A 22,556-nucleotide genomic window follows, 5' to 3' on the forward strand; every position below is an offset into this window, starting at 1 on the left:
AGAAAGAGGGGACAAGGGAAGAATAACTACAAATGACAAATGACTAAGAAGAAAAAATCAATGCTTCCATCCATTCCCAAGAAATAAAAACTCGTTCTCCCTCTTTGTAAGGGCTAGTTCCGCGTCGCCGCAGTTCCGTGACGTGGAAATTGAGTCCGATCGCCTGAACTAAATAACTCGTAGCATAACCGAGGTATTGACTTTGAATAATGGTGGCTGCATAACCAATGTCGGCACGATTTAAGCAAATATTTTCTGGACGCACGACTAATCGTACTGCATTACCAGGAGAAATTGTAGCGATCGCTCCTTCAACAACTGTTCCTTCAACAATTGCTGTCTCGCCAATTTGCACTCTGCCTCGCTGCCCATCTACACTTAACAACACGCCATCGAGAAAATTTGCCCGTCCGATAAATTCAGCGACGTATAAATCGGCGGGCTGTTCGTAGACTTCTAGAGGCGTGCCGACTTGTAATAGCTTGCCCGATTTAAGAATCGCAATGCGATCGCTCAACGCTAAGGCTTCTTCTTGGTCGTGAGTAATATAAACAAAGCTAATTCCCGTCTGACGTTGGAGTTGTTTCAATTCCTGCCGCAGTTCCATCCGAATTTTGGCATCCAAAGCTGAAAGCGGTTCGTCTAAAAGTAACACGTCAGGGCGATCGACAATTGCCCGTGCTAAAGCTACCCGTTGTTTTTGTCCGCCGGAAAGTTGAGAAGGTAGCCTCTGCGCCATTTCTGCGAGTTGGACGAGTTTCAAAGCTTCCGTAACTCGTTGGCTAATTTCTGCTACGGGCGATCGCTTTGCTTGTAAAGCATATGCTACGTTGTCAAATACCGATAGGTGGGGAAACAAGGCGTAGTCCTGAAACACTGTATGGACGTTGCGCTTATAGGCAGGCAACCGACTGACATCTTTGCCCCCAATATAAATACAGCCAGTATCGGGCGTTTCAAATCCGCCAATCAGCCGCAATAAAGTTGTTTTGCCCGAACCAGAAGCCCCCAGCAGCGTGAAAAATTCTCCTTGCTGCACGTCGAGACTGACAGACTGCACGGCTTGGACTTTGCCGTAAATCTTACTGACGTTTTCTAAAGCAACCTGGATCGCGATCGCGTGAGTCAAAAGTTAAAAGTTAAAAGTCAAAATTGTGAATCTTATTCAATTTGAACATGGAAGTCGAGAGTTGGGAATTGTAGGGACGGGTTTTAGAGAGATCTATGAAACAACAAATAATTCTTCGGTTAAACCCGCCCGTGCAGGAGTCGGGAGAAGAAATTTTCCTGATTGGTTGTGAATTTCATTCATTATGTCTCCTGCAAAAGTCAAGAACCATCTGCGTTCCAGAAGTATCACTCCATGCCCGATGAAGTAGTAGCAGGAATAGCAATAACAGAGATAATTTTCTCATTATCCTTAATTTCGCGGAGGCGATCGCCCGTGCCTTCTTTGCCCCACTTGCCTATTTTATCGACAGGTAGGCGCACGATCCGTTGATTGCTGGTGAGCAAAGCGACCTCACTTATTGTTGCCGATACAATTCCTGCCAGCCGATCCGATTTGCTGGCAAAAGCTAAAGCCTGAGTTGGAATATCGCCGCGATTGCCTTGACGCAATACATGGGCGGGTATTCGCTTCGCATAGCCTTCTTGGGTGACGAGCAACAAATTAGTTTTGAGATCGTCTATTGCCACTCCGCCAACCATTTCTTCTTGTTTTCGCAGCCGCAAGCCTTGCATTCCCATTGCCGTGCGTCCTAGAATTGGTAATTGCTCGTCATCTATACCAAACCTTAACAGCCTACCTCCTGCTGAAGCGAGGATCAAAAATTGCCCCGGCTCGATCGGTTGCACGCCTAACAAGCGGTCTTCATCCTTGAACTTCACCACCGTCAAACCGCGATTGGTCAGATTTTGTAACTCCGATGCAGCTAAGCGCTTCACTCGTCCTAATTGAGTCATGAATAGCGCTTGGATGTTTTCTGTTTCTGGGGGTAATAGCATTTGAGTCACTATACTTTCCGTACCGTTAGCAGCCGATCCAGGCAGTAAGCTAATCAACGGCGTACCCCGCAGCGATCGCCCGCTACTAGGAGGAATATCGCCCACCTGCAACGGGTAAACCTTTCCACCACTGGTAAATACAACTAAATTCTCATCCGTCTTCGTGGCTGCGGTTTGAATCACAAAGTCATTTTCCATCAAACCGTTGTCTGACTTCGGCTTCCTACCTGGCTTATTACCGTTAACAGCTAACCTTCTGACATACCCTTTTTGGGTAAATTCTAAAGCAACCTCTTCAGAATTCGGAATTCGGAATTCGGAATTCGGAATTGACGAGCTTTTCTTGCTCTGTTCTTCTGCTTCTTGAGTGCCAATGCGAGTCCGGCGAGAGTCGGCAAATTTACGTCTGAGCGATCGCAAATCTTTTTTCAGTGCCTTTAATAACTCGTGGCGATCGCTTAACAACCGTCGCAAAGTTTGAATTTGTTCGCTAAGAGATTCAAATTCAGTTTGTAGGTTCTGTTGTTCCAAACCCGTCAGGCGACGCATGGGCATTGCTAAGATTGCATCGGCTTGGGCTTCGCTCAATTGCAACTCATTTTGCAGGGTGATTTTAGCCGTACTACCATCGCTTGCCTGTCGCAAAATTGCAATGACTTCATCCAAGTGGGATAAAGCTGTTAGCAACCCTTCTACCAAATGCACGCGACTTTCGGCTCGATTCAAGTCGTGAGTGTAACGCCGAATCAGAGTTTGTTCGCGGAAACTTAAAAATTCCTGTAATAGCTGTCTTAAAGAAAGTTGGCGCGGTTGTCCGTCTACTAAAGCAAGAAAAATTGCCCCAAAATTTGTTTGCAGGGAAGTGTGATGGTACAACTGGCGCAGAACAACCTGCGGATCGGCATCTCGTTTGAGTTCTATTACCACCCGCATTCCTTGGCGATCGCTTTCATCTCGCAAATCGCCAATGCCCTCAATCCTACCCTGATTAACTAATTCCGCGACTTTTTCGATCCAACCTGCTTTGTTAACTTGGTAGGGTAATTCCGTGACGACAATTGCCGTAGTACGGCGCGATCGCTTGACTCCAGTTTGAATTTCTTCAATTTGAGCGATTCCTCTGATGGTAATACTACCCCGTCCAGTGGTGTAAGCTTCGCGAATTCCCGTACTGCCAATAATTTCGCCCCCAGTGGGAAAGTCGGGTCCAGGGATTAACTCAAATAGCTTGTCGTCCGATAATTCTGGTTGGTCGATCAGGGTAACTAAACCATCGATGATTTCTCCCAAATTGTGGGGAGGAATATTTGTCGCCATCCCCACAGCAATTCCCGACGCACCGTTGAGCAATAAAAATGGTAGTTGGGCTGGTAATACGACTGGCTCTTGTTGGGAATTGTCAAAGTTGCCGATAAAATCAACCGTTTCTTCGCCAATTTCAGTCAGCATCGCCTCATTACCAATAGGCGCGAGGCGAGTCTCGGTATAACGCATTGCTGCTGGCGGGTCGTTATCTACCGAACCGAAGTTCCCGTGTCCCGCCAGCATTGGATAGCGGCTGGAAAAGTCTTGTACCAACCGGACTAAAGCATCGTATACTGCTTGGTCGCCGTGAGGATGGTACTTACCGAGTACGTCACCTACTACCCTGGCGCATTTACGATAAGGGCGATCGGGAGTTAAACCCAATTCATGCATGGCATATAAAATGCGCCTGTGAACTGGTTTTAAGCCATCACGTACGTCTGGTAATGCCCGCCCTACAATTACGCTCATGGCATATTCCAGATAAGACCGTTGCATTTCTGTATGCAGGGCTGTGGGAATCACCTGTCCCGCTGGGAGAAGGTTTAATTGTTTTGCCATGAGTGATGTTTCCTAGTTGATAACGACAAACGCCAAAAATTTAATAGTATCTTTACAAAGCTTACCCTCAGCATCCTAATTTATTTGCTTACAAAAAGATACTAATAGTAGCCGATGAGTAATTCCCAGTATTATTCTGGATGAGCGACGATCGCGCTCAAATTTCTATTTACCCGCTCCTGATTTTTCGCTTTAAGTATGCAATTCTACTAAAGGAAAATTTTATTCCTACCTTAACAACAGCCAGAGAATGCTGTCATAGCTTACGTCCGCTGTCAATTTAATATGCAATCTCCTGTAACAAAGTTATGATGAAAACCGTTTTGATTGTAGAGGATGACCCTATAAATGCTCGCGTTTTTGCCAAAATTTTGACAAAACGTGGTGGCTTGGAGACAAAGCATACAGAAAATGTAGAAGAGGTCATGGAGATTGCGACATCTGGACAAGTCGATATTATTTTGATGGATGTTTCTCTTTCGCGCAGCGTTTACCAGGGTAAAGCAGTGGATGGGATCAAGATTACCCAAATGCTGAAGGCAAATCCGCAAACTGCTAAGTTACCAATTATCCTCGTCACAGCTCACGTCATGGAAGGCGATCGCGAAAACTTTCTGCGCCAAAGCGGTGCAGACGGTTACATTTCAAAACCAGTCGTGGATCACCAGCAGTTTGTCGAACAAATTTGGGCGATGCTGCCGAAGGAATAGGGAGCAGGGAGCAGGGAGCAGGGAGCAGGGAGTAGGGAGTAGGGAGTGAGTTGCAGTCCTTGAACTCTCTGCTTTTTATCTTAATACAGATGTACTAAATAAAAGTACAAAAAGAAACCGCGAAGGCACTCTTGGCGCGATCGCGGCGGAGAAAAAAGGACAAGGGAGACAAGGGAGAGGGGGGAGACAAGGGGGACAAGGGAGAAAATCCTTCGAGTGTCCTCCCACACTTCCCACACCCCACACCCCACACCCCACACCCTATTTACTAGTCACTAGCCACTAGCCACTACAATCCACTCAACACTTCCCTAGCAGCGGCTAAAGTCTGCTCTACATCTGCTTCGGTGTGAGCTAGAGAGGTAAAGCCAGCTTCAAATTGAGAAGGCGCGAGATAAACTCCCCGCTCTAACATCCCGCGATAGAAACGGCTGAATTTGATTAAATCTGCCTTTTTAGCGTCTTCGTAGTTGTGTACTGGTCCTTCGGTAAAGAAAAAGCCAAACATCCCGCTAATTTGCCCGCCACAAGCAGCGTGTCCTGTTTCTTTGGCGACTTGCAGCATTCCATCGGCTAACTTTTTCGTGATGCGATCGAGCGCTTCGTACGTCCCAGGCTTTTGCAACAATTCCAAAGTCTTAATCCCTGCTGTCATTGCTAAGGGATTACCAGAAAGCGTTCCAGCTTGATAGACGGGACCTGCTGGGGCAATCATGGACATAATATCTTTGCGTCCGCCGTAAGCACCTACAGGTAAACCGCCACCGATAATTTTACCCAGGGTGGTTAGGTCGGGGGTGATGCCAAATCTCTCTTGAGCGCCACCGTAGGCAATCCGAAAACCAGTCATAACTTCATCAAATACGAGCAAAGCACCGCGATCGCGGGTAATTTCTCGCAATCCTTCCAAAAAGCCCGCGTCGGGAGGAATAAAGCCTGCATTACCGACAACTGGTTCTAAAATGACCCCGGCAATTTCGTCAGGGTTTTCTTCAAATAAAGCTTTGACCGTTTCTAGATCGTTGTAAGGCGCAGTGAGAGTGTTGCTTGTCGCAGATTTAGGCACTCCAGGGGAATCTGGTAAGCCAAGGGTAGCAACCCCAGAACCAGCTTTGACCAGAAACATATCGGCATGACCGTGATAGCAGCCTTCAAACTTGATAATCTTATCTCGTCCTGTAAAAGCTCGCATTAAGCGCAGGACTGCCATACAAGCTTCCGTACCGGAGTTGACGAAGCGTACCATTTCAATGCTAGGGACGGCATCAACGACCATTTCCGCTAGCACGTTTTCCAAAACAGAAGGCGCGCCGAAGCTCGTACCTTTTTCTAAGGCGGTGTGTAAAGCGGCGATCACATCTGGATGAGCGTGTCCGCAAATGGCTGGTCCCCAAGTCCCGACATAATCGATGTATTTATTGCCATCGACATCCCAAATGTACGCTCCCTCAACGCGATCGAATACGATCGGCTGTCCGCCTACAGATTTAAAAGCTCGGACTGGAGAACTAACGCCCCCAGGCATGAGTTTCTGAGCAGCGGCAAAAATTTCTTCTGATTTAGTGGTTTTGATGCTGGTATTAACCAAGGTTCTCTCCTAAGTTGGATACTAAAACTCTGTCTTTTGGGGTTTGTACGTTCGATTCAAAACACCTAAGGTAATAAATTACACGATAAAAAAAGAATAAAATTATGTTATACCGAACCAATCAAGATTTACCTGCGGAAATCCGCGATCGCTTACCTGAAGCAGCACAAGATTTGTATCGAGCTGCTTATAATTCAACCATCCAATGGTATGGAGAAACAACACAAGCTCATAAAGCAGCTCTAACTGCCGTAAAGATCTATTCTGCCAGAAATTTAGTCACAAGTGTTTAGAAGTGAGTGGTGAGTGTGGAAGGGGTGAGGAGTGAGGAGTGAGGAGCGAGAGGTGAGAGGTGAGAGGTCACGGGTAAGAGATAATTTTAATTAGTCTCGCGACGTGCAACTTACATCTATTGCCCCCTTTTTAGGGGGGTTGAGGGATCGCAAGACTCTACTACTCACTACTGACCTCTGTTTATGTCCTCCAATCCAGAATTAAATTCTTTTGCTCAAGCTATTCCACTGGATAAAATTCGCTATGACGAGCGCGGATTAGTACCAGCTATCGTCCAAGATTATCTAGACGGGACAGTGTTAATGCTGGCTTGGATGAATCGCGAGTCGTTGCAAAAAACTTTAGAAACCGGGGAGACTTGGTTTTGGAGTCGTTCCCGTACAGAACTATGGCATAAAGGAGCAACATCAGGACACATCCAAAAAGTGCGATCGCTCCGTTATGATTGCGATAGCGATGCAATTCTCATCAGTGCCGAACAAATTGGTGATGTCGCTTGCCATACGGGAGAACAGAGTTGTTTTCACCGCGAAGACGGACACATTGTTCCACCACCCGCAGACACCTTATCTCAAGTATTTGCCACAATTAGCGATCGCCGTGACAATCCTCAAGAAGGTTCTTACACTTGCAAGCTTTTGGCAGGGGGAGACAACAAAATTTTAAAGAAAATTGGCGAGGAGTCGGCTGAAGTTGTCATGGCATTTAAAGACGACGAGCCAGATGCGATCGCGGGGGAAGTAGCCGATTTGTTGTACCATACTTTAGTCGCCCTAGCACATCACCACGTCGATTTGAAAGACGTTTACCGCAAACTCCAACAGCGTCGCCGTTAATCTGTTAACTGTTAACTGTTAACTGTTACCAGTTAATCCTGACTTGCGACTTGTGAATGCGCGACTTGCGACCAGTGACCACGCACCACCCTTTCCTATCAACTGATAACTGCAACTGATAACTGACAACTGATTCAAGCCGTTCTCCACATTCCCATTCTCGTTCTTGCCGCAGTGACAAAAGCGTGAAATATGCGATGTTGAGCGGTATCTTGAATAGACATTTCAGGATGCCATTGTAACGCGATCGCCCAAGGATGATTTTCGTGTTCTAAGGCTTCGATGACTCCATCGGGTGCTTTTGCCGCAATCCGCCACTCAGAGGGAATAGTACCAACTGCTTGATGATGCCAAGAAACGACAGGTACTTCTAACGTACCGACAATTTGAGATAGGTGAGTATCTGGAGCAATTTTTACAGTATGCTCGGTTGAAAGCGCTTGGTCAGCTCGATGAGCTATAATCTCGCCAAATTTGTCGGGTAAGTGAGGAATCAGGCTACCACCAGTAGCTACCACTAGTATTTCTAAGCCGCGACAAATACCCAAAATTGGTATTTCAGTAGCCAAAGCCAATTGCGCCAGAGAAATTTCCGAGCGATCGCGTTCTGGGTCGATATTGTAAATTGTAGGGTGAGACACCCCGTTATACATGTCGGGATCGATATCACCTCCCCCAGAGAAAACCAAACCATCTAACTGAGCAAACACGGCAGCTAGGTTAGGTTCTCCTGCTGGAATTAGTATTGGCACGCCTCCTGCTGAGCGTACTGCTTCTACATAGAATTTAGATAGAGAGAAATTGCCTGTAAGCATCTGTCCCGATGTGGTGATGCCAATGAGAGGTGGCTGAAACTGCATCGTGCGTTTTACTTACTGTTTTTCTAATTTGAGGTGCGATCGCGACATTCTGCTATTCTGCCATCCCTGTTGCTATTTTGCCCGATCGCAGTGAGTCAGTTGGTAACGCTGCTTACTTCCATATAGCTGTAAGGTGGGCAATGCCCACCTTAGTTTAAAACTCGGCACTCAACGGCGCACGGGGGAAGGGAATGACATCGCGAATATTACCCATACCCGTCATAAACTGAACTAATCTTTCAAACCCCAAACCGAAGCCAGCATGAGGCACAGTACCGTAACGGCGCAAGTCTAAATACCACCACAGATCGTCAGGATTGATATCTTGAGCTTGCATCCGTTTTTCCAAAACTTCTAATCGTTCCTCCCGTTGAGAACCGCCGATAATTTCGCCGATTTTGGGTGCAAGAACGTCCATAGCGCGCACGGTTTTATCGTCGTCATTCACCCGCATATAAAAGGCTTTAATCTGCTTTGGATAATCGGTCACGATAACTGGTTTTTTAAATAACTCTTCTGCTAGGTAACGTTCGTGTTCCGACTGTAAATCTAATCCCCACTCCACCGGATAATCAAAAGTTTTTGTCGCCTTTTCTAACTGGGCGATCGCCTCTGTATAAGTAATTCGTTCAAATTGATTGTTGATAATATTATCAGCCGTTGCTAACACAGAATTATCAATTCGCTGATTGAAAAAATCCATATCTTCTGGACAAGTTTCTAAAACATATTTGAAAATATGCTTCAAAAACGCTTCTGCTAAATCCATATTTCCCACTAAATCGCAGAAAGCCATTTCTGGCTCTACCATCCAAAATTCTGCTAAATGTCGAGAAGTATTAGAATTTTCTGCCCGAAATGTGGGACCAAACGTATAGACATTGCTAAACGCCATCGCCATGACTTCAGCTTCTAATTGTCCGCTGACAGTTAAAAAAGCTTGTCCGCCGAAAAAATCTTGGCTGTAATCGATTTTGCCGTTGTCAGTCTGCGGAATCTTTTTCAGATCCAAACTCGTGACTGTAAATAGCTCCCCCGCACCTTCGCAATCGTTACGGGTAATCACAGGGGTGTGAACCCACAAGAAACCCCGTTCTTGAAAGAATTGATGGATTGCTGTCGCACAGGCATTACGGACGCGAAAAACTGCCCCTAATGAGTTGGTACGCGATCGCAAATGTCCGATTGTCCGCAAAAATTCAAATGAGTGGCGTTTTTTCTGCAATGGATATGTTTCGGGATCGGCATCACCAAACACTTTTACGGTTTCGGCTTGCAATTCAATTCTTTGCCCTTTACCTTGAGAAGGTACGAGTACACCGCTAATTTCTACCGAAGCACCTGTATTAATCTGCTTCAGAGTCGCTTCGTAGTCTGGCATTTCCGCCTTCAGTACCGCTTGCAAACTTGCCAAAGACGATCCATCGTTCACTTCCACAAACGCAAACCCTTTTAAATCGCGTTTGGTGCGTACCCAACCCTGAACCGTCACAGACTCATCTGGCTGTCCGTTGCGTAAAATTTCAATAATGCGTCGCTTCATAAAAGGGAGTAGGGAGTATTGAGTTGATAGTTGACAGTTGACGGTTGACGGTTAACTGTTAACTGTCAGCCATTACCAGTAAGAGACTTTAATATCCAGCCTACAATAACTCCTAACCCACCGAAGCGGACAGCTTGCCAGAAATGGGCTTTCAGGCTTCCCCAAGAAAACAGTTGGCTTTCGAGGTTGACTTCTATGGTTTCTAGCTGTGCTTGAATTTGTTTTAATTCTGCCTTTAACTGTACTTTCGAGTGTGGCGATCGCGCTCGCTCGATGTCTCGCTTAACCTGTGTTAATTGCTGCTGGAGTTCTGCTTGCTGCTGTCGATCGTGTTTGACTTGAGTGTAGCGTTGTTTCAGGGCGACAAGCGATCGCTCAACTTCGGCGATCGAGTTTTCCAACTCATCCTCTGATGGCGCAGGTGATTCTGGTGGCTGTGGCGGTTGCATCGATATTTGTTAGATTAGCGATCGAAACTAATATGCCCACCAGTATGCTTCAACCTACCAAGTTGGATCGAAAATCATCGTTAAGCGAATTTAGCACGCAGGAACTAGCCCAAGCTTTGATGGAAAGATTGTCGATCTCGCCTGATGAGTGGCACAAGCTTAAGTCTAATCGTAAAGCCAGAGCTAACGAGCAAGCAGCGGCGGCGATCGTCTTTTTACTGAAAGACCAACCAGAAGAAGCATTACCAAGGTTACAACAGGCAGTTGGTTGGTTAGACCGCTCGATCTCTGCCCCGCCTTGTCCCACTCATCAAAAAGGGGTGAGGAGCGAGGAGTGAGGGAGAAAGGATCGGGAGACAGGGAGGCAAGGGGGACAAGGGAGCTTCAGGCGCAGGGGAGCGGAGGAAGCAGAGGAAAAATTTCTGAGGTTTTCCGACTTCCAAATTCTGAATTTTGAATTCCCCTCGCTCCTCGCTCCTCACTCCTCGCCCCTAATTCAGCAGAGGTAAACGGAAACGGCTACCCATCTGCTTACCAAGTCTCAGTTCTGTTCCGGCTGCATTCCAAATTACGCGATCGAATATTTTGTATAAAATACAAGTACCGCGACCGTTCTCTGATTCTACTGAGGGCAAATATGCTTCAGGGTCTGGGTTGCAATCGCACGGACGGTCAAAACCACAGCCTTGATCGGAAATGATCCACCAATAATGGTCGTCTGTGTAAGAAAAGCGGACGATGACAATCTTACCAGGATCTAGCTTGTTCCCGTGTTTAGCTGCATTGACTAGTGCTTCCTGCAAACCCAGGCGTAGTTCTGCTTGCAACCGACATGGCACTTCTGCTAGGAGTAAATCGAGAATAGAACACAAATAGAGCGTAGAGGCAAAGCTAATCGTACTCCAGTTACGCCCAACTGGACGCGATGAGATAGTAATCACTACAAAAAACTCCGTAGCTTCCGGCTATTAATGACACGAACTTGCTGAGCGACAAACATAACGAATTAACAAACGCTAGGTACGATTTACTTCGTTTGTATGCATTCAAAGCAAACGTTGCTGACGTGCAATAGCTGAAAGAACTACTGCGAAGCTATAAAAAACTTGCGCGTACGATCTGCGATCGCCACTCCATATAGACAACCAATCGAGCGAATCCAGTCTTTCTTCCTCAACAGCATATAGCCCCTTGGATATCTGCCAACCTTCAAAAACAACAGCCAACCTTATATATGCGTTGACTGTATTTTCACTTGAATTGTATTTACCGAGATTGAAATTGGCAGCTGCCTCTTAATCAATATTAGCATCTTTGTTATCTTCTATCCTACATATTTATGCGGATCTATCGTAATTATACCTAAAACGAGGGATAAGGGAGCAGGGAGCAGGGAGCAGAGGGGCAGGGGAGCAGAGGAGAATTAATGACTCACACACCACTCATTCCCGACTCCCGACTCCCGTTTTCTAAAAACGCTGCACACTCCACATGGGCGGTTTGGGGGAAAAAGTCGGCTGGTTGGACTCTGGTAAGCTGGTATTTGCCATCTTGACAGAGCAATTTTAAATCGCGGGCAAGGGTAGCAGCTTTACAGCTGACGTAGACGATACGTTGTGGCTGGGTTTGCAGCAGGGTTTCGATGACGGCGCGATCGCATCCTTGGCGCGGTGGATCGAGCAGTACAATATCTGGGGTAGTTTCTAACTGGGGAAGCAGTTTTTCGACTTCTCCGACTTGAAATGTAGTGTTGGTAATCTGGTTGAGTCGGGCGTTGTTTTGGGCTTGTTCGACGGCGGCGGATTGAACTTCTAAACCGATTGCTTGTTGCACTTTTTGGGCTAGCGGTAAGGTTAACGTGCCGATGCCACAATATGCATCTACTAAGATTTCGCAGCCTTGTAAATTCAGGTGTTGGGTAATTTCCTGCAAGAGTGCCTCAGCCGCCTCCGTATAAACTTGAAAGAATGTATCGGGTAGCACATGAAACTTTAAACCTGCAAAAATTTCTAGTAGATACGGGTGTCCGGCAATACATCGGGTTTCACTGCCAAAAATAACGTTGGTGCGATCGCTTTGGCAATTTAACGAGACTCCGACTAGCTGCGGATAGCGGTCTAACCATTCCTGCGCCTGGGTTTCAATTCCAGGCAAGTCCCAGTTTTTTACTACCAGAGTTAGCAGCATTTCTCCCGTACGGCGACCGATTCGTAAGGCTAAATGGCGTACTTGTCCTCTGTGGTGTTTTTCGTCATATACCCGCCATCCCTGCTGTTGAATGTCTTGTTTGACTTCTGCTAGCAGGGGATTGAGGCGAGGATCTTGGACGGGACATTGATTGAGGTTAATTAACTGATGGCTGCCTTTTTGGTAGTAGCCTGCTTGGATTTGACCTGTAGCTGATTTTCCTAAAGGATATGTAGCTTTGTTACGATAACCGAGATCGGCATTCCCTGTTAAAACAGCATCGACAGGAGGATCGGCAAAGCCACCAATGCGTTGTAATGTCTGAATAACTTGATGGCGCTTGGCTTCCAGTTGTTGTTCGTAGGCGATATGCTGCCACTGACAGCCGCCACATTTATCGGCTACGATGCAGCGAGGACGAATGCGATCGCCAGAAGATTCGAGGAGTTGTTGAAGTTTACCGTAGGCGTATTGCGGCTTGACGCGCACCAAACGGACTAAAGCGCGATCGCCTGGGGTAGTATCGGGAATGAAGACAACCCTACTGTTGACACGCCCCACCCCATCACCACTATCATTTAGATCGGTAATGGATACTTCTACTAAGTCGCCCTGTTGCCAGCGGTCGGACGTGCGATCGTTCATGTTTTGTAAATTTTGTCCCCTTGTAACAGACATAACTGAAAAGATCCCTTTATTTGGGGGACATGAAATCGCTAAACTACAAATGATATTCTGACTCATTACCTATAATCATGAGTGTAGTAAGCCAAGTTATTCTCAAAGCCGATGATGAGCTGCGCTACCCCAGCGCTGGCGAACTCGAAAACATTAAAAACTTTTTGCAAACAGGCATACAGCGGATGCGCATTGCCGCAACCCTAGCCGAAAACGAAAAGAAAATCGTTCAGGAAGCAAGTAAAAAACTGTGGCAAAAACGTCCTGATTTTATTGCCCCTGGGGGAAATGCCTATGGCGAACGTCAGCGGGCGCTATGTTTGCGGGACTACGGCTGGTATCTGCGCCTAATTACCTATGGCGTGCTAGCTGGAGACAAAGAGCCAATTGAAAAGATCGGTTTGGTCGGTGTCAGAGAAATGTATAATTCTCTGGGCGTTCCCGTACCTGGAATGGTTGAGTCAATTCGCTGTTTGAAGAATGCTTCTCTATCTCTGTTGAGTGCGGAAGAAGCAGCAGAAGCAGCACCTTACTTTGACTATATTATTCAGGCAATGTCATAGTTTTTGGGTCTACTCAAGTAGCTCAAATTTATTTTGGGTTAATAGATCGATGAATGTCTCCCCATTGTTGGTAGTGACTGTGGCAGTTTTATTGTCAGGTTGCTAGCAAGCAGTGGGGAAACTTTTTTTAACGCATGTCGTAACCAAACAAATTCGGATCGACGTCTCCTAATTGCAAATCTGCCAAACCATACTCACTCCAACGTCTTTCTACCATCGCCGCTATATCGGGATCTGATTCTAAAGGTGCGCCCCATTCGTGTTCAGTTTCGGGTGGAATTTTGGTAGTTGCATCAATTCCCATGCGTCCGCCTAAACCAATTTTCTCGCTGGCAAAGTCGAGGGTATCGAAAGGTGTATTGGGTAAAATAAACACATCTCTGGTAGGGTCAACTTTGGAACTAATCGCCCAGACAACCTGACGCGGATCGCGAATGTTAATATCCTTATCTACCACAATCACGAACTTAGTATAGGTGAATTGGGGTAGGGCACTCCAAAAAGCTAGGGCTGCCCGTCGCGCTTGCCCAGGGTAAGCTTTATCAATCGAGATAATCGCGGCTTTGTAGCTTAAAGCTTCCATTGGCAGGAAAAAATCGACAATTTCGGAAACTTGCTGCCGCAGAATAGGAGTATAGATCCGGTTGAGAGCGATCGCCATCATTGCCTCTTCTTTTGGCGGACGACCGCTAAATGTGGTCAAATAAATTGGGTCTTGGCGATGCGTCATGCAGTGGAAGCGAATTAGGGGCGAATCTTCCAAACCACCGTAATAACCCATATGATCGCCAAAAGGACCATCGGGTAAAACCTCGCCTGGGGTAATGGTTCCTTCTAAAACAAACTCGGAGTCGGCGGGTACTTCTAAATCTACCGTCTTGCATTTGGCTAAATTTACGCCAGAACCGCTATAAAGTCCGGCAAACAACCATTCCGATAAATCGACAGGAATCGGCGTAGCCGCTGCCATGATAATTAAAGGATCGACACCAAGGGCGATCGCAACTTCTAATTTCTTACCCCGTTCTGCGGCTTTACGCAAATGTCTCGCCCCACCTCGTACCGATAACCAGTGTACTGTCATGCTGTTTTGCGATTGCAGCTGTAGGCGATACACGCCGACGTTAGGCGTACCTGTCTCGCAATCTTTAGTAATGACTAAGCCCAGCGTGATAATTTTACCTGCATCGCCTGGATAAGGACGGATCAGGGGAAGTTTGTTTAAATCGAGTTCGTCACCTTGAACTACCACTTGCTGACAAGCGGGAAAAAAATCTCTTCCTGGTTTTGCTTTGACGACATCAAATAACACCTTGCCAAATTCTACCGCTTGAGAAATCTTCTTCGGCGGTTTTGGCTGTTGCAGCATACTCAGCTTTTTCCCCAATTCTTCTAGTTCTTGGGGTGTCTGCATATTCATCGCCCAGCAGATTCTTTCTACCGTCCCCATCAAGTTAATTGCTATAGGATGGGGCGAACCTTTGACATTCTCGAACAATAACCCAGGACCACCTTGTTGTAACATCCGGTTAGAAATCTCAGCAATTTCCAAATCGGGATCGACTAATGCGGTAATTCGCCGCAGTTGTCCTCTTTGTTCTAGAAGCTTGATGAATCCCCGCAGATCTCTCATAATAGTCACTTGTCATTGGTCGTTGGTCATTTGCGATCGCAGACAAACATGCGATCGCATCTCCCAATATTTATAATTATGAGGAAATATTATAAATTTATAAATAAATATCTGGCGATCGCTTACTGTGGCTGTATGTGTTGTTCCAATAGTAAGCTAAGTTCTTCCTTACTCATTTCCCCTTGAGCTACTTGCAGTACTACTTGGTAGGCTCGATCGTCAGAACAATTCAAATTGTAACCATTTAAGCGCAAAAATGCCTCCATCGCACCAAAAGCAGTGCGCTTATTACCATCTAAAAATGGATGATTCTTAGCAAGATGATAAAGATAAGCGGCGGCTTGTGCTTGAATCGTAGAATGCAGTAACTCACCAAAGAAAGATGCTTGTGGTTGAGAGACAGCAGATTCAAGTAATCCTTCATCTCTGATCCCAGGCATCCCACCAAACTGTTCGAGTAAAATTTGGTGAATGGTGAGAATATCATTTATTTCTAAAAATTCAGGAGTTGGCAAGACGGCGATAAACCTCCTGACGTTCTTCAAGAGAAACTAAGAAAGCTTGTACTGCCTTGCTATGAGTTGTTTCCGACTTTGGCTTCAGCGAGTAGATGAATTCTAAGATTGTCTGCAACTGAGGTTCGCTGAGGGAATCAATTTCTTGTAGAATTTGCTCTTTAGTATTCATCTGGCAATTTTTGATTTTTGGTTGTTTCTATTGACTTCTGACTTCCGACTTCTGGCTTCTGACTTCTCCAATGTATCCCTTCTAATCTTTCGTTCTTGGATAGTGCCGATCGCTTTGACAAATAAAGTCTCTATTCGATTATATAATTTTTGCGGTAGTAACAGAAGTAGGTAGGCAGCAATTAGAGTCGAGCAAGTCCGATAGAGTTCTTCAAATACCATCTGCCAGTGAGTAGCCAAGGCTAGATGAATCAAATTAACGGCGATTTTTCCTTCCCGAAACCGGACGGCGCTGCGGGCTAAATACCGAATATAGTAAGCTTTAATTGCCCCGCGCCAACGCAAGTTTAATTCTGGTGCGTACGAACGAGTTTTCTCAACTTCTTGACTGGCAGATTCTAACCGTTTTAATAAGTTTGCTGTCATGCCTCCAGTATTGACTCTGTATAGCGTCAAAGCTGCGGGAATTCCTTCAATTTCCCATTTGGTTTGAATTAGAATCCGCAGTAAAAAATCAGTTTCTCCCCCCGAGACTCTGAATTGTTCGTCAAAATAGCAATCCTCAAAATTTCCATCACGCTGATGCGTAAATTTGATATCTTCTAAAACTTTGCGACGGATGACTCCCGCTGACCCATTTCCAATTGGATTGCAACGAAGTAAATACGATAAGTTAATTCTTTTCAGCTTAGGCATTTGGTAAGTTCCTAAATGCTTACCATTTACATCGATAAAACTAGAACGACAAAAACTCATGCCAATAAAGGGAGATGATTCTAGATGCGTAACTTGTTTTTCTAATTTTGGTGGCAACCACAAATCGTCTCCATCTAAAAAGGCGATATATTCTCCTCGTGCGTGACGAATTCCCGTGTTTCTCGCCGCTGGTACGCCGCGATTTTCTTGACGAATAATTCTAATTCTCGGATCGTTAAATTGGCGACAAATTTCTACACTGCGATCGGGCGAACCGTCATCAATGACTAGAATTTCAAAGTTTTTGTAAGTTTGGGCTAACACTGAATGAATTGTCGCTGCAATATATGGTTCACTCTTGTAAACCAGAACAATAACAGAAACTTTTGCCATCTTTAAGATTTGCGCCCATTTCAGGGATAGTAATATTTATCATACGGTAATGTTGCGTAAGAAAACCTTTCTTACAGTAATATTTTTTACTAAAATGGCTTGTAGCTCAGCTCCGAGTCGAGCTAGAGCCGTAAAAATCCGTGCAAAAATCTATAGTTCAAAAATCTATAATGGGTGAATGTAAAGCTAAACCCGAACTTGTCTGCACCTAATGACCACTGCTAACCGCCGCTATCACATCACCACTTTTGGCTGCCAGATGAACAAGGCTGACTCCGAACGCATGGCTGGCATCCTTGAGGATATGGGCTTCGAGTGGTCAGAAGACCCAAATGAAGCAAGTTTACTCCTCTACAATACTTGCACGATTCGGGACAACGCCGAGCAAAAAGTTTATTCCTACTTAGGCAGACAGGCGAAGCGCAAGCAGGAACAAGCAGACTTAACAATAGTCGTCGCTGGTTGCGTGGCACAGCAGGAAGGAGAAACACTGCTGCGACGAGTACCGGAAATCGATCTCGTCATGGGACCCCAACACGCCAACCGTTTAGGAGAATTGCTAGAACAGGTATTCGACGGTAATCAAGTTGTAGCAACAGAACCCATTCAAATTGTCGAAGATATTACGAAACCGCGCCGCGACAGCACTGTAACAGCTTGGGTAAATGTAATTTACGGTTGCAACGAACGCTGTACTTATTGCGTGGTTCCCAACGTGCGCGGTGTAGAACAGTCTCGCACGCCGGAGGCGATTAAAGCCGAGATGGTAGAGTTAGGCAAGCAAGGATATAAGGAAATTACCTTACTCGGTCAAAATATCGATGCCTACGGACGCGACTTACCAGGAACTACCCCAGAAGGCAGACACTTACACACGCTGACAGATTTACTCTACTACGTCCACGACGTACCAGGAGTCGATCGCCTCCGTTTTGCTACCAGCCACCCGCGCTATTTCACCGAACGATTAATTCGCGCCTGTGCGGAATTACCCAAGGTATGCGAACATTTTCACATTCCCTTCCAATCGGGTGACAACGAAGTCCTCAAACGCATGTCACGGGGTTACACTCACGAAAAATATCGGCGGATTATCGATAAAATTCGGCAACTCATGCCCGATGCTTCAATTAGTGCTGATGCCATTGTCGGCTTTCCTGGGGAAACTGAAGCACAGTTTGAAAATACGCTCAAATTAGTTGCTGATATTGGTTTCGACCATTTGAATACAGCGGCTTATTCCCCTCGTCCTGGGACTCCCGCTGCTTTATGGGATGCACAATTAAGCGAAGAAGTCAAGAGCGATCGCCTGCAAAGATTAAATCATTTAGTCGCCACCACAGCTCAAGCGCGATCGCAACGTTATTTAGGTAGGCTTGAAGAAGTTTTAGTCGAAGACCAAAATCCTAAAAATCCCCAACAAGTGATGGGAAGAACGAGGGGAAATCGTTTGACGTTCTTTGATGGCGATATTGTCCAGCTCAAGGGGAAATTAGTTACAGTCAAAATTACCGAAGTACGGGCTTTCAGTTTGACAGGAGAACCGATAGAGGCGCGACAATTGGTAGTGAGTTGACAGTTGACAGTTGACAGTTGACAGTTATCAGTTATCGGTGTAGAACCAAAATTTGCTTCCGTGCGGGAATATTGGCAAGGTTTATCAGAAAACGAATTTCACCTATATGAAGTTGTTTTTACCGAGCCTGCTGAAAAGTAAATTTGAATTTGGAGATTAACTAGATGAATGCAAATGTCAATCTCTTTTCACCTGTAAAGCTTGGTTGCTACACTCTGCCAAATCGAATGATAATGGCTCCTATGACTCGGTTGCGGGCGATCGACAGCATTCCCAATGCTCTCATGGCAACCTACTACGCTCAAAGGGCTTCTGCGGGACTTATAGTAACTGAATGCACGATGGTTTCACCAATGAGTCTGGGTTACATGAATTGTCCTGGGATTTATTCGTCAGAACAGGTGGAAGGATGGCGGTTAGTGACTGATGCCGTACACGATCGCGGCGGACGAATATTTTTGCAGTTGTGGCATTGCGGTCGCATCTCGCACCCAGCTTTACTAGGAGGCAAATTACCAGTTGCACCCAGCGCGATCGCGGCTGTCGGCGAACTGCACACCCCAGTGGGTAAAGTTGCGATGGAAGCACCCCGCGCTTTAGAAACCGCTGAAATTGCCGAGATCGTCGCACAGTTTCGTCAAGGTGCAGGGAATGCTTTAGCAGCTGGATTTGATGGCGTAGAACTGCATGGTGCATTTGGATATCTCATCGATCAATTTCTCCAAGACGGTTCGAACCAGCGATCGGATGAATACGGTGGTTCTGTAGAAAACCGCGCTCGATTTATGTTGGAAGTTGTAGCTGCTGTTGCTAGCGTCTGTGGTGCAGATCGATTGGGAATTAAACTTTCTCCCAGTAACACCTTCTACGGAATGCACGATTCCAATCCGACAGAAACTTTTGGCTATGCGATCGATGCACTCAATCGCTTTCGTCTTGCCTACCTTCATTTAATGGAGCCAAACGAAACCGATCTATCGACTCGCAATGTTCTCAACCCAGTCACGCCTTACTTTCGTCCCATCTATCGAGGAACTTTGATAACAAATGGTGGTTACGACCATCCAAAGGGCGATAGTATTTTAGCTAGTGGCGATGCCGATTTAGTTTCCTTCGGCAAGCTATTTCTGGCTAATCCTGACTTACCAAAACGCTTTGAACTGAATGCAGGCTTGAACGATCCAAACTCCAAAACCTTCTACAGTCCCGGCGAAAATGGTTACATCGATTATCCCTTCTTAGAAGATGGATCGATGGCAACAGTCAAAAGTTAAAAGTCAAAAGTCAAAACCTTTTTACACCCCATACTCTCTAGAGCGATCGCTGATAACTGACAACCGACAACTTTGTACAAACGTTACATGTAACGTCTCTACACTGATAACTGACAACTGATAACTGATAACTGAATCATGCAAGTTCGTAATTCTTACACTAGGCTTTTAGTAACTGACTTAAAAGCTTGTTTTGCTTTTTATCGGGATATTTTGGAATTTAAGGTAATAGTAGATGCTACTCAGGAAGGGTATGCTGAATTTGCCGCTGGAGATATGAAACTAGCAGTATCGCAACGGCAAGAAATGGCAGAAATAATTGGTAGCGATCGCCTCCCACTTCATGCAGAATGTCAAGATCGCGCCGTATTAGTTTTTATAGTTGCTGATGTAGAAACAGTTTGTCACGAATTAAAACAAAAGGGAATTAAATTTACTAGAGAGCCAATGAGTAATCCTAGCTACGATCTCAAAACTGCTTATATACGCGATCCTGATGGAAACTTAATTGGGATTTATCAATATATGATTTAATCGAGTTGACGATCGATCGGGGTGCAATTGAGTTGACAATATAGCTTTCCTTGTTTTACCTTGAAATATACATGAGAAACTAGCGATCGGGCAGCTAGCAATTGAAAAATAAAGTAGAAATTAAAGAAGTGGCAGATTAAGAAATTAGGGTTATTTTCTGGATTTTAGCTAGTTGTATCGAAACAAATTGAGTGGATTTAGACTTTGCAAACCAAAACGTACAACTGATAATTCGATCGCGCCATAGAGTAAACCAATTCAGCAATTGGAGAGTTTTATGATATCTGGGCAAAATTCTCGCGTGTGGTTGATTACAGGTAGTTCCAGTGGTTTCGGGAGAGCGATCGCCCAAGCAGTATTAGATCGGGGCGAGAAAGTCGTGGTAACGGCGCGAAATCCCCAGCAGGTTGAAGATATTCAGACAAAATATCCCGATGGCGCCCTAGCAGTACAGCTAGACGTGACTCAGCCAGCACAAGTCCAAGCAGCAGTAGAAAAAGCGATCGCTAAATTCGGACGCATTGACGTACTGGTAAATAATGCTGGCTACGGTGCGATGGGGGCGTTGGAAGAACTCAGCGATGAAGCAACCCGCCGCCAGTTTGAAACGAATGTTTTTGGGGCGCTGAACATGATGCGGGCGGTGCTACCCTCGATGCGGCAGCACCGCAGTGGATACATTCTCAACCTTTCTTCGGTAGGTGGTTTTGTGTCCTTTCCTGGTGCTGGAATTTACTGTGCGACTAAGTTTGCTCTAGAAGCCTTGTCTGAAGCACTTGTCAAGGAAGTAGAGGCGTTAGGGATTAAAATTATCATCGTCGAACCAGGGGCGTTCAGGACAGATTTCAACGGGCGATCGCTCGTCCTAGCTGATACTCAAATTGCCGACTACGAACCCGTAATTAGCGGTTTCCGTCAGTGGTTGCAAGATATGGATGGCAAGCAACCGGGCGATCCCGTTAAAGCAGCCGAGGCAATGATTCAAGCCGTAAATAGCGACAACCCACCTTTACGACTCGCTTTAGGTGCAGATGCCGTGAGTGCAATTGAAACAAAACTAGAATCAGTCAAGGCAGAGATGGGGGCTTGGAAAGACGTAGCCGTGAATACGGCTTATGAAGGGGCGACTGTCGGCGCGATCGGCGGGTAAGCGATCCGTTAAATTTCCCCCACTTCTTCCATACCCACCCCATCCCTCATACAACTCATGAAAGCAATTCGGATGCACGCTTATGGTGGTGCAGATGTCCTAAAGTACGAAGACGTGCCGCTACCTCAACCCGCAGCAGATGAAGTTTTAATTCGGATTTATGCGGCAGGAGTTAATCCTGTAGATTGGAAGATTCGCGAGGGATATGTGGGTAAAACCTTCAAATTGCCTCATATTCTCGGTGCTGATGTTGCGGGAGTTGTGGAGTCTGTTGGTGATGCGGTACAGCGACTGAAGCCAGGAGATGAAGTATACGGCTACGCTAGCTTGCGGCGGGAAGGTACGTATGCTGAATACATCGCTGCTAAAGAATCGGAAGTCACGCTAAAACCCAAAAGCATCGATTTTATTCAAGCAGCAGCTTTACCAGTGGCAGCGCTGACATCTTGGCAGGCAATCTTTGATACGGCGCACTTAGAGGCAGGACAAAAAATTCTCATTCATGCCGCATCTGGTGGAGTCGGATCGATCGCCGTGCAATTGGCAAAAGCCAAGGGTGCGCATGTTATCGGTACAACTTCTACTCGGAATACTGAATTTATCCGCAAATTGGGAGTAGACGAAGCAATAGATTACCAAGCAACACCATTTGAAGATGTCGTGCGCGATCTCGATGTGGTATTAGATACAATTGGTGGTGAAACGCGATCGCGATCGCTCAAAGTCCTCAAACCAGATGGAATACTCGTTTCAATTGTCGGTTCACCATCAGAAAGTGCCAGCGTGAGAGTTGCTGTGACTCACGTACAACCAAATGCGGCGCAATTAGCTGAAATTACCACTCTCATCGACTCAGGGCAAGTTAAACCTCATGTAGAAACGATACTACCCTTGAGCGAAGCCGCACAAGCACACCAGTTAAGCCAGAGCGGACGGACGCGGGGTAAAATCGTGCTGCGGGTTGACTAAAGGCGAAAAGCGGGAAATTTTTCTCCGATCGCCAAGTCGCTGCATACTAGTCCCTATACTTGAA

23 protein-coding genes are annotated in these 22,556 nt (G+C 45.9%); 11 read left to right on the forward strand and 12 right to left on the reverse strand.

Translation table 11 applies throughout. The features are described 5' to 3' along the window. Positions 1-43: 43 nt before the first annotated feature. Positions 44-1,129 (reverse strand): ABC transporter ATP-binding protein, encoded by a 1,086-nt coding sequence (locus tag QH73_RS01500; RefSeq protein ID WP_201277920.1) that lies wholly within the window; start codon positions 1,127-1,129, stop codon positions 44-46. A gap of 25 nt (positions 1,130-1,154) precedes the next feature. Here QH73_RS01500 and QH73_RS01505 point away from each other — a divergent pair, with 25 nt between their 5' ends. After that, on the forward strand, positions 1,155-1,301 hold the full coding sequence (locus tag QH73_RS01505; protein ID WP_165587599.1) for a hypothetical protein: 147 nt from the start codon (positions 1,155-1,157) through the stop codon (positions 1,299-1,301). 55 nt (positions 1,302-1,356) lie between these two features. Here the strand turns inward: QH73_RS01505 and gyrA are convergent, their stop codons facing one another. Continuing rightward, on the reverse strand, positions 1,357-3,873 hold the full coding sequence (gene gyrA, locus QH73_RS01510) for a DNA gyrase subunit A (protein WP_039714957.1): 2,517 nt from the start codon (positions 3,871-3,873) through the stop codon (positions 1,357-1,359). Between the two features lie 311 nt (positions 3,874-4,184). On the opposite strand from gyrA, the gene QH73_RS01515 reads away from it, so the two are divergent. Beyond that, positions 4,185-4,583, forward strand: a complete 399-nt coding sequence (locus QH73_RS01515; protein WP_039717305.1) for a response regulator — start codon at positions 4,185-4,187, stop codon at positions 4,581-4,583. A 289-nt stretch (positions 4,584-4,872) separates the two neighbouring features. Here QH73_RS01515 and hemL read toward each other — a convergent pair whose 3' ends face one another. Further along, positions 4,873-6,171, reverse strand: a complete 1,299-nt coding sequence (gene hemL, locus QH73_RS01520; protein WP_039714958.1) for a glutamate-1-semialdehyde 2,1-aminomutase — start codon at positions 6,169-6,171, stop codon at positions 4,873-4,875. Between the two features lie 104 nt (positions 6,172-6,275). On the opposite strand from hemL, the gene QH73_RS01525 reads away from it, so the two are divergent. Together QH73_RS01525 and hisIE are read left to right on the forward strand one after the other, a co-directional pair. Continuing rightward, positions 6,276-6,464, forward strand: a complete 189-nt coding sequence (locus QH73_RS01525) for a ChaB family protein (protein WP_039714959.1) — start codon at positions 6,276-6,278, stop codon at positions 6,462-6,464. Positions 6,465-6,647: 183 nt separating this feature from the next. Next, complete coding sequence (gene hisIE / locus QH73_RS01530) at positions 6,648-7,301, forward strand: bifunctional phosphoribosyl-AMP cyclohydrolase/phosphoribosyl-ATP diphosphatase HisIE (RefSeq protein ID WP_039714960.1); 654 nt, start codon at positions 6,648-6,650, stop codon at positions 7,299-7,301. 134 nt (positions 7,302-7,435) lie between these two features. Here hisIE and QH73_RS01535 read toward each other — a convergent pair whose 3' ends face one another. From QH73_RS01535 to QH73_RS01545, 3 genes are all read right to left on the reverse strand, one after another. Beyond that, positions 7,436-8,161, reverse strand: a complete 726-nt coding sequence (locus QH73_RS01535; protein WP_039714961.1) for a gamma-glutamyl-gamma-aminobutyrate hydrolase family protein — start codon at positions 8,159-8,161, stop codon at positions 7,436-7,438. Between the two features lie 154 nt (positions 8,162-8,315). Beyond that, positions 8,316-9,704 (reverse strand): asparagine--tRNA ligase, encoded by a 1,389-nt coding sequence (gene asnS / locus QH73_RS01540; RefSeq protein ID WP_039714962.1) that lies wholly within the window; start codon positions 9,702-9,704, stop codon positions 8,316-8,318. 65 nt (positions 9,705-9,769) lie between these two features. Continuing rightward, positions 9,770-10,153 carry a sll0565 family protein gene (locus QH73_RS01545; RefSeq protein ID WP_039714963.1) on the reverse strand — a complete coding sequence of 128 codons (384 nt, stop codon included), beginning with the start codon at positions 10,151-10,153 and terminating at the stop codon, positions 9,770-9,772. Between the two features lie 44 nt (positions 10,154-10,197). On the opposite strand from QH73_RS01545, the gene QH73_RS01550 reads away from it, so the two are divergent. Beyond that, positions 10,198-10,491 carry a DUF6439 family protein gene (locus tag QH73_RS01550; protein ID WP_039717306.1) on the forward strand — a complete coding sequence of 98 codons (294 nt, stop codon included), beginning with the start codon at positions 10,198-10,200 and terminating at the stop codon, positions 10,489-10,491. A 153-nt stretch (positions 10,492-10,644) separates the two neighbouring features. Here the strand turns inward: QH73_RS01550 and QH73_RS01555 are convergent, their stop codons facing one another. Beyond that, positions 10,645-11,094 carry an ATP-binding protein gene (locus QH73_RS01555; RefSeq protein ID WP_039714964.1) on the reverse strand — a complete coding sequence of 150 codons (450 nt, stop codon included), beginning with the start codon at positions 11,092-11,094 and terminating at the stop codon, positions 10,645-10,647. Positions 11,095-11,584: 490 nt separating this feature from the next. Continuing rightward, positions 11,585-12,985, reverse strand: coding sequence for a 23S rRNA (uracil(1939)-C(5))-methyltransferase RlmD (rlmD, locus tag QH73_RS01560; RefSeq protein WP_052289952.1), 1,401 nt, complete (start codon positions 12,983-12,985; stop codon positions 11,585-11,587). Between the two features lie 110 nt (positions 12,986-13,095). Here rlmD and QH73_RS01565 point away from each other — a divergent pair, with 110 nt between their 5' ends. Next, positions 13,096-13,581, forward strand: coding sequence for an allophycocyanin subunit alpha-B (locus QH73_RS01565; RefSeq protein ID WP_015152396.1), 486 nt, complete (start codon positions 13,096-13,098; stop codon positions 13,579-13,581). Positions 13,582-13,708: 127 nt separating this feature from the next. Here QH73_RS01565 and QH73_RS01570 read toward each other — a convergent pair whose 3' ends face one another. The 4 genes from QH73_RS01570 to QH73_RS01585 all read right to left on the reverse strand — a co-directional run bounded on the left by QH73_RS01570 (position 13,709) and on the right by QH73_RS01585 (position 16,989). After that, positions 13,709-15,217 carry a UbiD family decarboxylase gene (locus QH73_RS01570; protein ID WP_039717308.1) on the reverse strand — a complete coding sequence of 503 codons (1,509 nt, stop codon included), beginning with the start codon at positions 15,215-15,217 and terminating at the stop codon, positions 13,709-13,711. A 119-nt stretch (positions 15,218-15,336) separates the two neighbouring features. Next, entirely contained in the window at positions 15,337-15,729 is a 393-nt protein-coding gene (locus QH73_RS01575; protein WP_039714965.1) for a type II toxin-antitoxin system death-on-curing family toxin, read from the reverse strand. Then, complete coding sequence (locus tag QH73_RS01580) at positions 15,716-15,901, reverse strand: hypothetical protein (protein ID WP_039714966.1); 186 nt, start codon at positions 15,899-15,901, stop codon at positions 15,716-15,718. The genes QH73_RS01575 and QH73_RS01580 overlap by 14 nt, the downstream gene beginning before the upstream one ends. Further along, positions 15,898-16,989 carry a glycosyltransferase family 2 protein gene (locus tag QH73_RS01585; protein WP_052289953.1) on the reverse strand — a complete coding sequence of 364 codons (1,092 nt, stop codon included), beginning with the start codon at positions 16,987-16,989 and terminating at the stop codon, positions 15,898-15,900. Before QH73_RS01585 ends, QH73_RS01580 begins: the two co-directional genes overlap by 4 nt. A 211-nt stretch (positions 16,990-17,200) precedes the next feature. On the opposite strand from QH73_RS01585, the gene miaB reads away from it, so the two are divergent. From miaB to QH73_RS01610, 5 genes are all read left to right on the forward strand, one after another. Beyond that, complete coding sequence (miaB, locus tag QH73_RS01590) at positions 17,201-18,565, forward strand: tRNA (N6-isopentenyl adenosine(37)-C2)-methylthiotransferase MiaB (RefSeq protein WP_039714967.1); 1,365 nt, start codon at positions 17,201-17,203, stop codon at positions 18,563-18,565. A 164-nt stretch (positions 18,566-18,729) separates the two neighbouring features. Then, a complete protein-coding gene (locus QH73_RS01595; RefSeq protein ID WP_039714968.1) occupies positions 18,730-19,839 on the forward strand; it encodes an alkene reductase in 1,110 nt (369 codons plus the stop codon). A 138-nt stretch (positions 19,840-19,977) separates the two neighbouring features. Then, positions 19,978-20,373 carry a VOC family protein gene (locus tag QH73_RS01600; RefSeq protein WP_039714969.1) on the forward strand — a complete coding sequence of 132 codons (396 nt, stop codon included), beginning with the start codon at positions 19,978-19,980 and terminating at the stop codon, positions 20,371-20,373. A gap of 277 nt (positions 20,374-20,650) precedes the next feature. Next, on the forward strand, positions 20,651-21,523 hold the full coding sequence (locus tag QH73_RS01605) for an oxidoreductase (protein WP_039714970.1): 873 nt from the start codon (positions 20,651-20,653) through the stop codon (positions 21,521-21,523). 57 nt (positions 21,524-21,580) lie between these two features. Further along, positions 21,581-22,492 carry an NADP-dependent oxidoreductase gene (locus QH73_RS01610; protein WP_039714971.1) on the forward strand — a complete coding sequence of 304 codons (912 nt, stop codon included), beginning with the start codon at positions 21,581-21,583 and terminating at the stop codon, positions 22,490-22,492. The last annotated feature ends 64 nt before the right edge of the window (positions 22,493-22,556 follow it).

Origin of the sequence: Scytonema millei VB511283, from assembly GCF_000817735.3 — a bacterium.
GTDB classification, from domain to species: domain Bacteria; phylum Cyanobacteriota; class Cyanobacteriia; order Cyanobacteriales; family Chroococcidiopsidaceae; genus Chroococcidiopsis; species Chroococcidiopsis millei_B.

What these genes read in the sequence shown, in the direction of transcription:
- gyrA (WP_039714957.1), bottom strand. Translation starts at nt 3,873, where the DNA reads ATGGCAAAACAATTAAACCTTCTCCCAGCGGGACAGGTGATTCCCACA.
- QH73_RS01515 (WP_039717305.1), top strand. Translation starts at nt 4,185, where the DNA reads ATGAAAACCGTTTTGATTGTAGAGGATGACCCTATAAATGCTCGCGTT.
- QH73_RS01525 (WP_039714959.1), top strand. Translation starts at nt 6,276, where the DNA reads ATGTTATACCGAACCAATCAAGATTTACCTGCGGAAATCCGCGATCGC.
- hisIE (WP_039714960.1), top strand. Translation starts at nt 6,648, where the DNA reads ATGTCCTCCAATCCAGAATTAAATTCTTTTGCTCAAGCTATTCCACTG.
- QH73_RS01535 (WP_039714961.1), bottom strand. Translation starts at nt 8,161, where the DNA reads ATGCAGTTTCAGCCACCTCTCATTGGCATCACCACATCGGGACAGATG.
- asnS (WP_039714962.1), bottom strand. Translation starts at nt 9,704, where the DNA reads ATGAAGCGACGCATTATTGAAATTTTACGCAACGGACAGCCAGATGAG.
- QH73_RS01545 (WP_039714963.1), bottom strand. Translation starts at nt 10,153, where the DNA reads ATGCAACCGCCACAGCCACCAGAATCACCTGCGCCATCAGAGGATGAG.
- QH73_RS01550 (WP_039717306.1), top strand. Translation starts at nt 10,198, where the DNA reads ATGCTTCAACCTACCAAGTTGGATCGAAAATCATCGTTAAGCGAATTT.
- rlmD (WP_052289952.1), bottom strand. Translation starts at nt 12,985, where the DNA reads ATGAACGATCGCACGTCCGACCGCTGGCAACAGGGCGACTTAGTAGAA.
- QH73_RS01565 (WP_015152396.1), top strand. Translation starts at nt 13,096, where the DNA reads ATGAGTGTAGTAAGCCAAGTTATTCTCAAAGCCGATGATGAGCTGCGC.
- QH73_RS01580 (WP_039714966.1), bottom strand. Translation starts at nt 15,901, where the DNA reads ATGAATACTAAAGAGCAAATTCTACAAGAAATTGATTCCCTCAGCGAA.
- QH73_RS01585 (WP_052289953.1), bottom strand. Translation starts at nt 16,989, where the DNA reads ATGGCAAAAGTTTCTGTTATTGTTCTGGTTTACAAGAGTGAACCATAT.
- miaB (WP_039714967.1), top strand. Translation starts at nt 17,201, where the DNA reads ATGACCACTGCTAACCGCCGCTATCACATCACCACTTTTGGCTGCCAG.
- QH73_RS01595 (WP_039714968.1), top strand. Translation starts at nt 18,730, where the DNA reads ATGAATGCAAATGTCAATCTCTTTTCACCTGTAAAGCTTGGTTGCTAC.
- QH73_RS01600 (WP_039714969.1), top strand. Translation starts at nt 19,978, where the DNA reads ATGCAAGTTCGTAATTCTTACACTAGGCTTTTAGTAACTGACTTAAAA.
- QH73_RS01605 (WP_039714970.1), top strand. Translation starts at nt 20,651, where the DNA reads ATGATATCTGGGCAAAATTCTCGCGTGTGGTTGATTACAGGTAGTTCC.
- QH73_RS01610 (WP_039714971.1), top strand. Translation starts at nt 21,581, where the DNA reads ATGAAAGCAATTCGGATGCACGCTTATGGTGGTGCAGATGTCCTAAAG.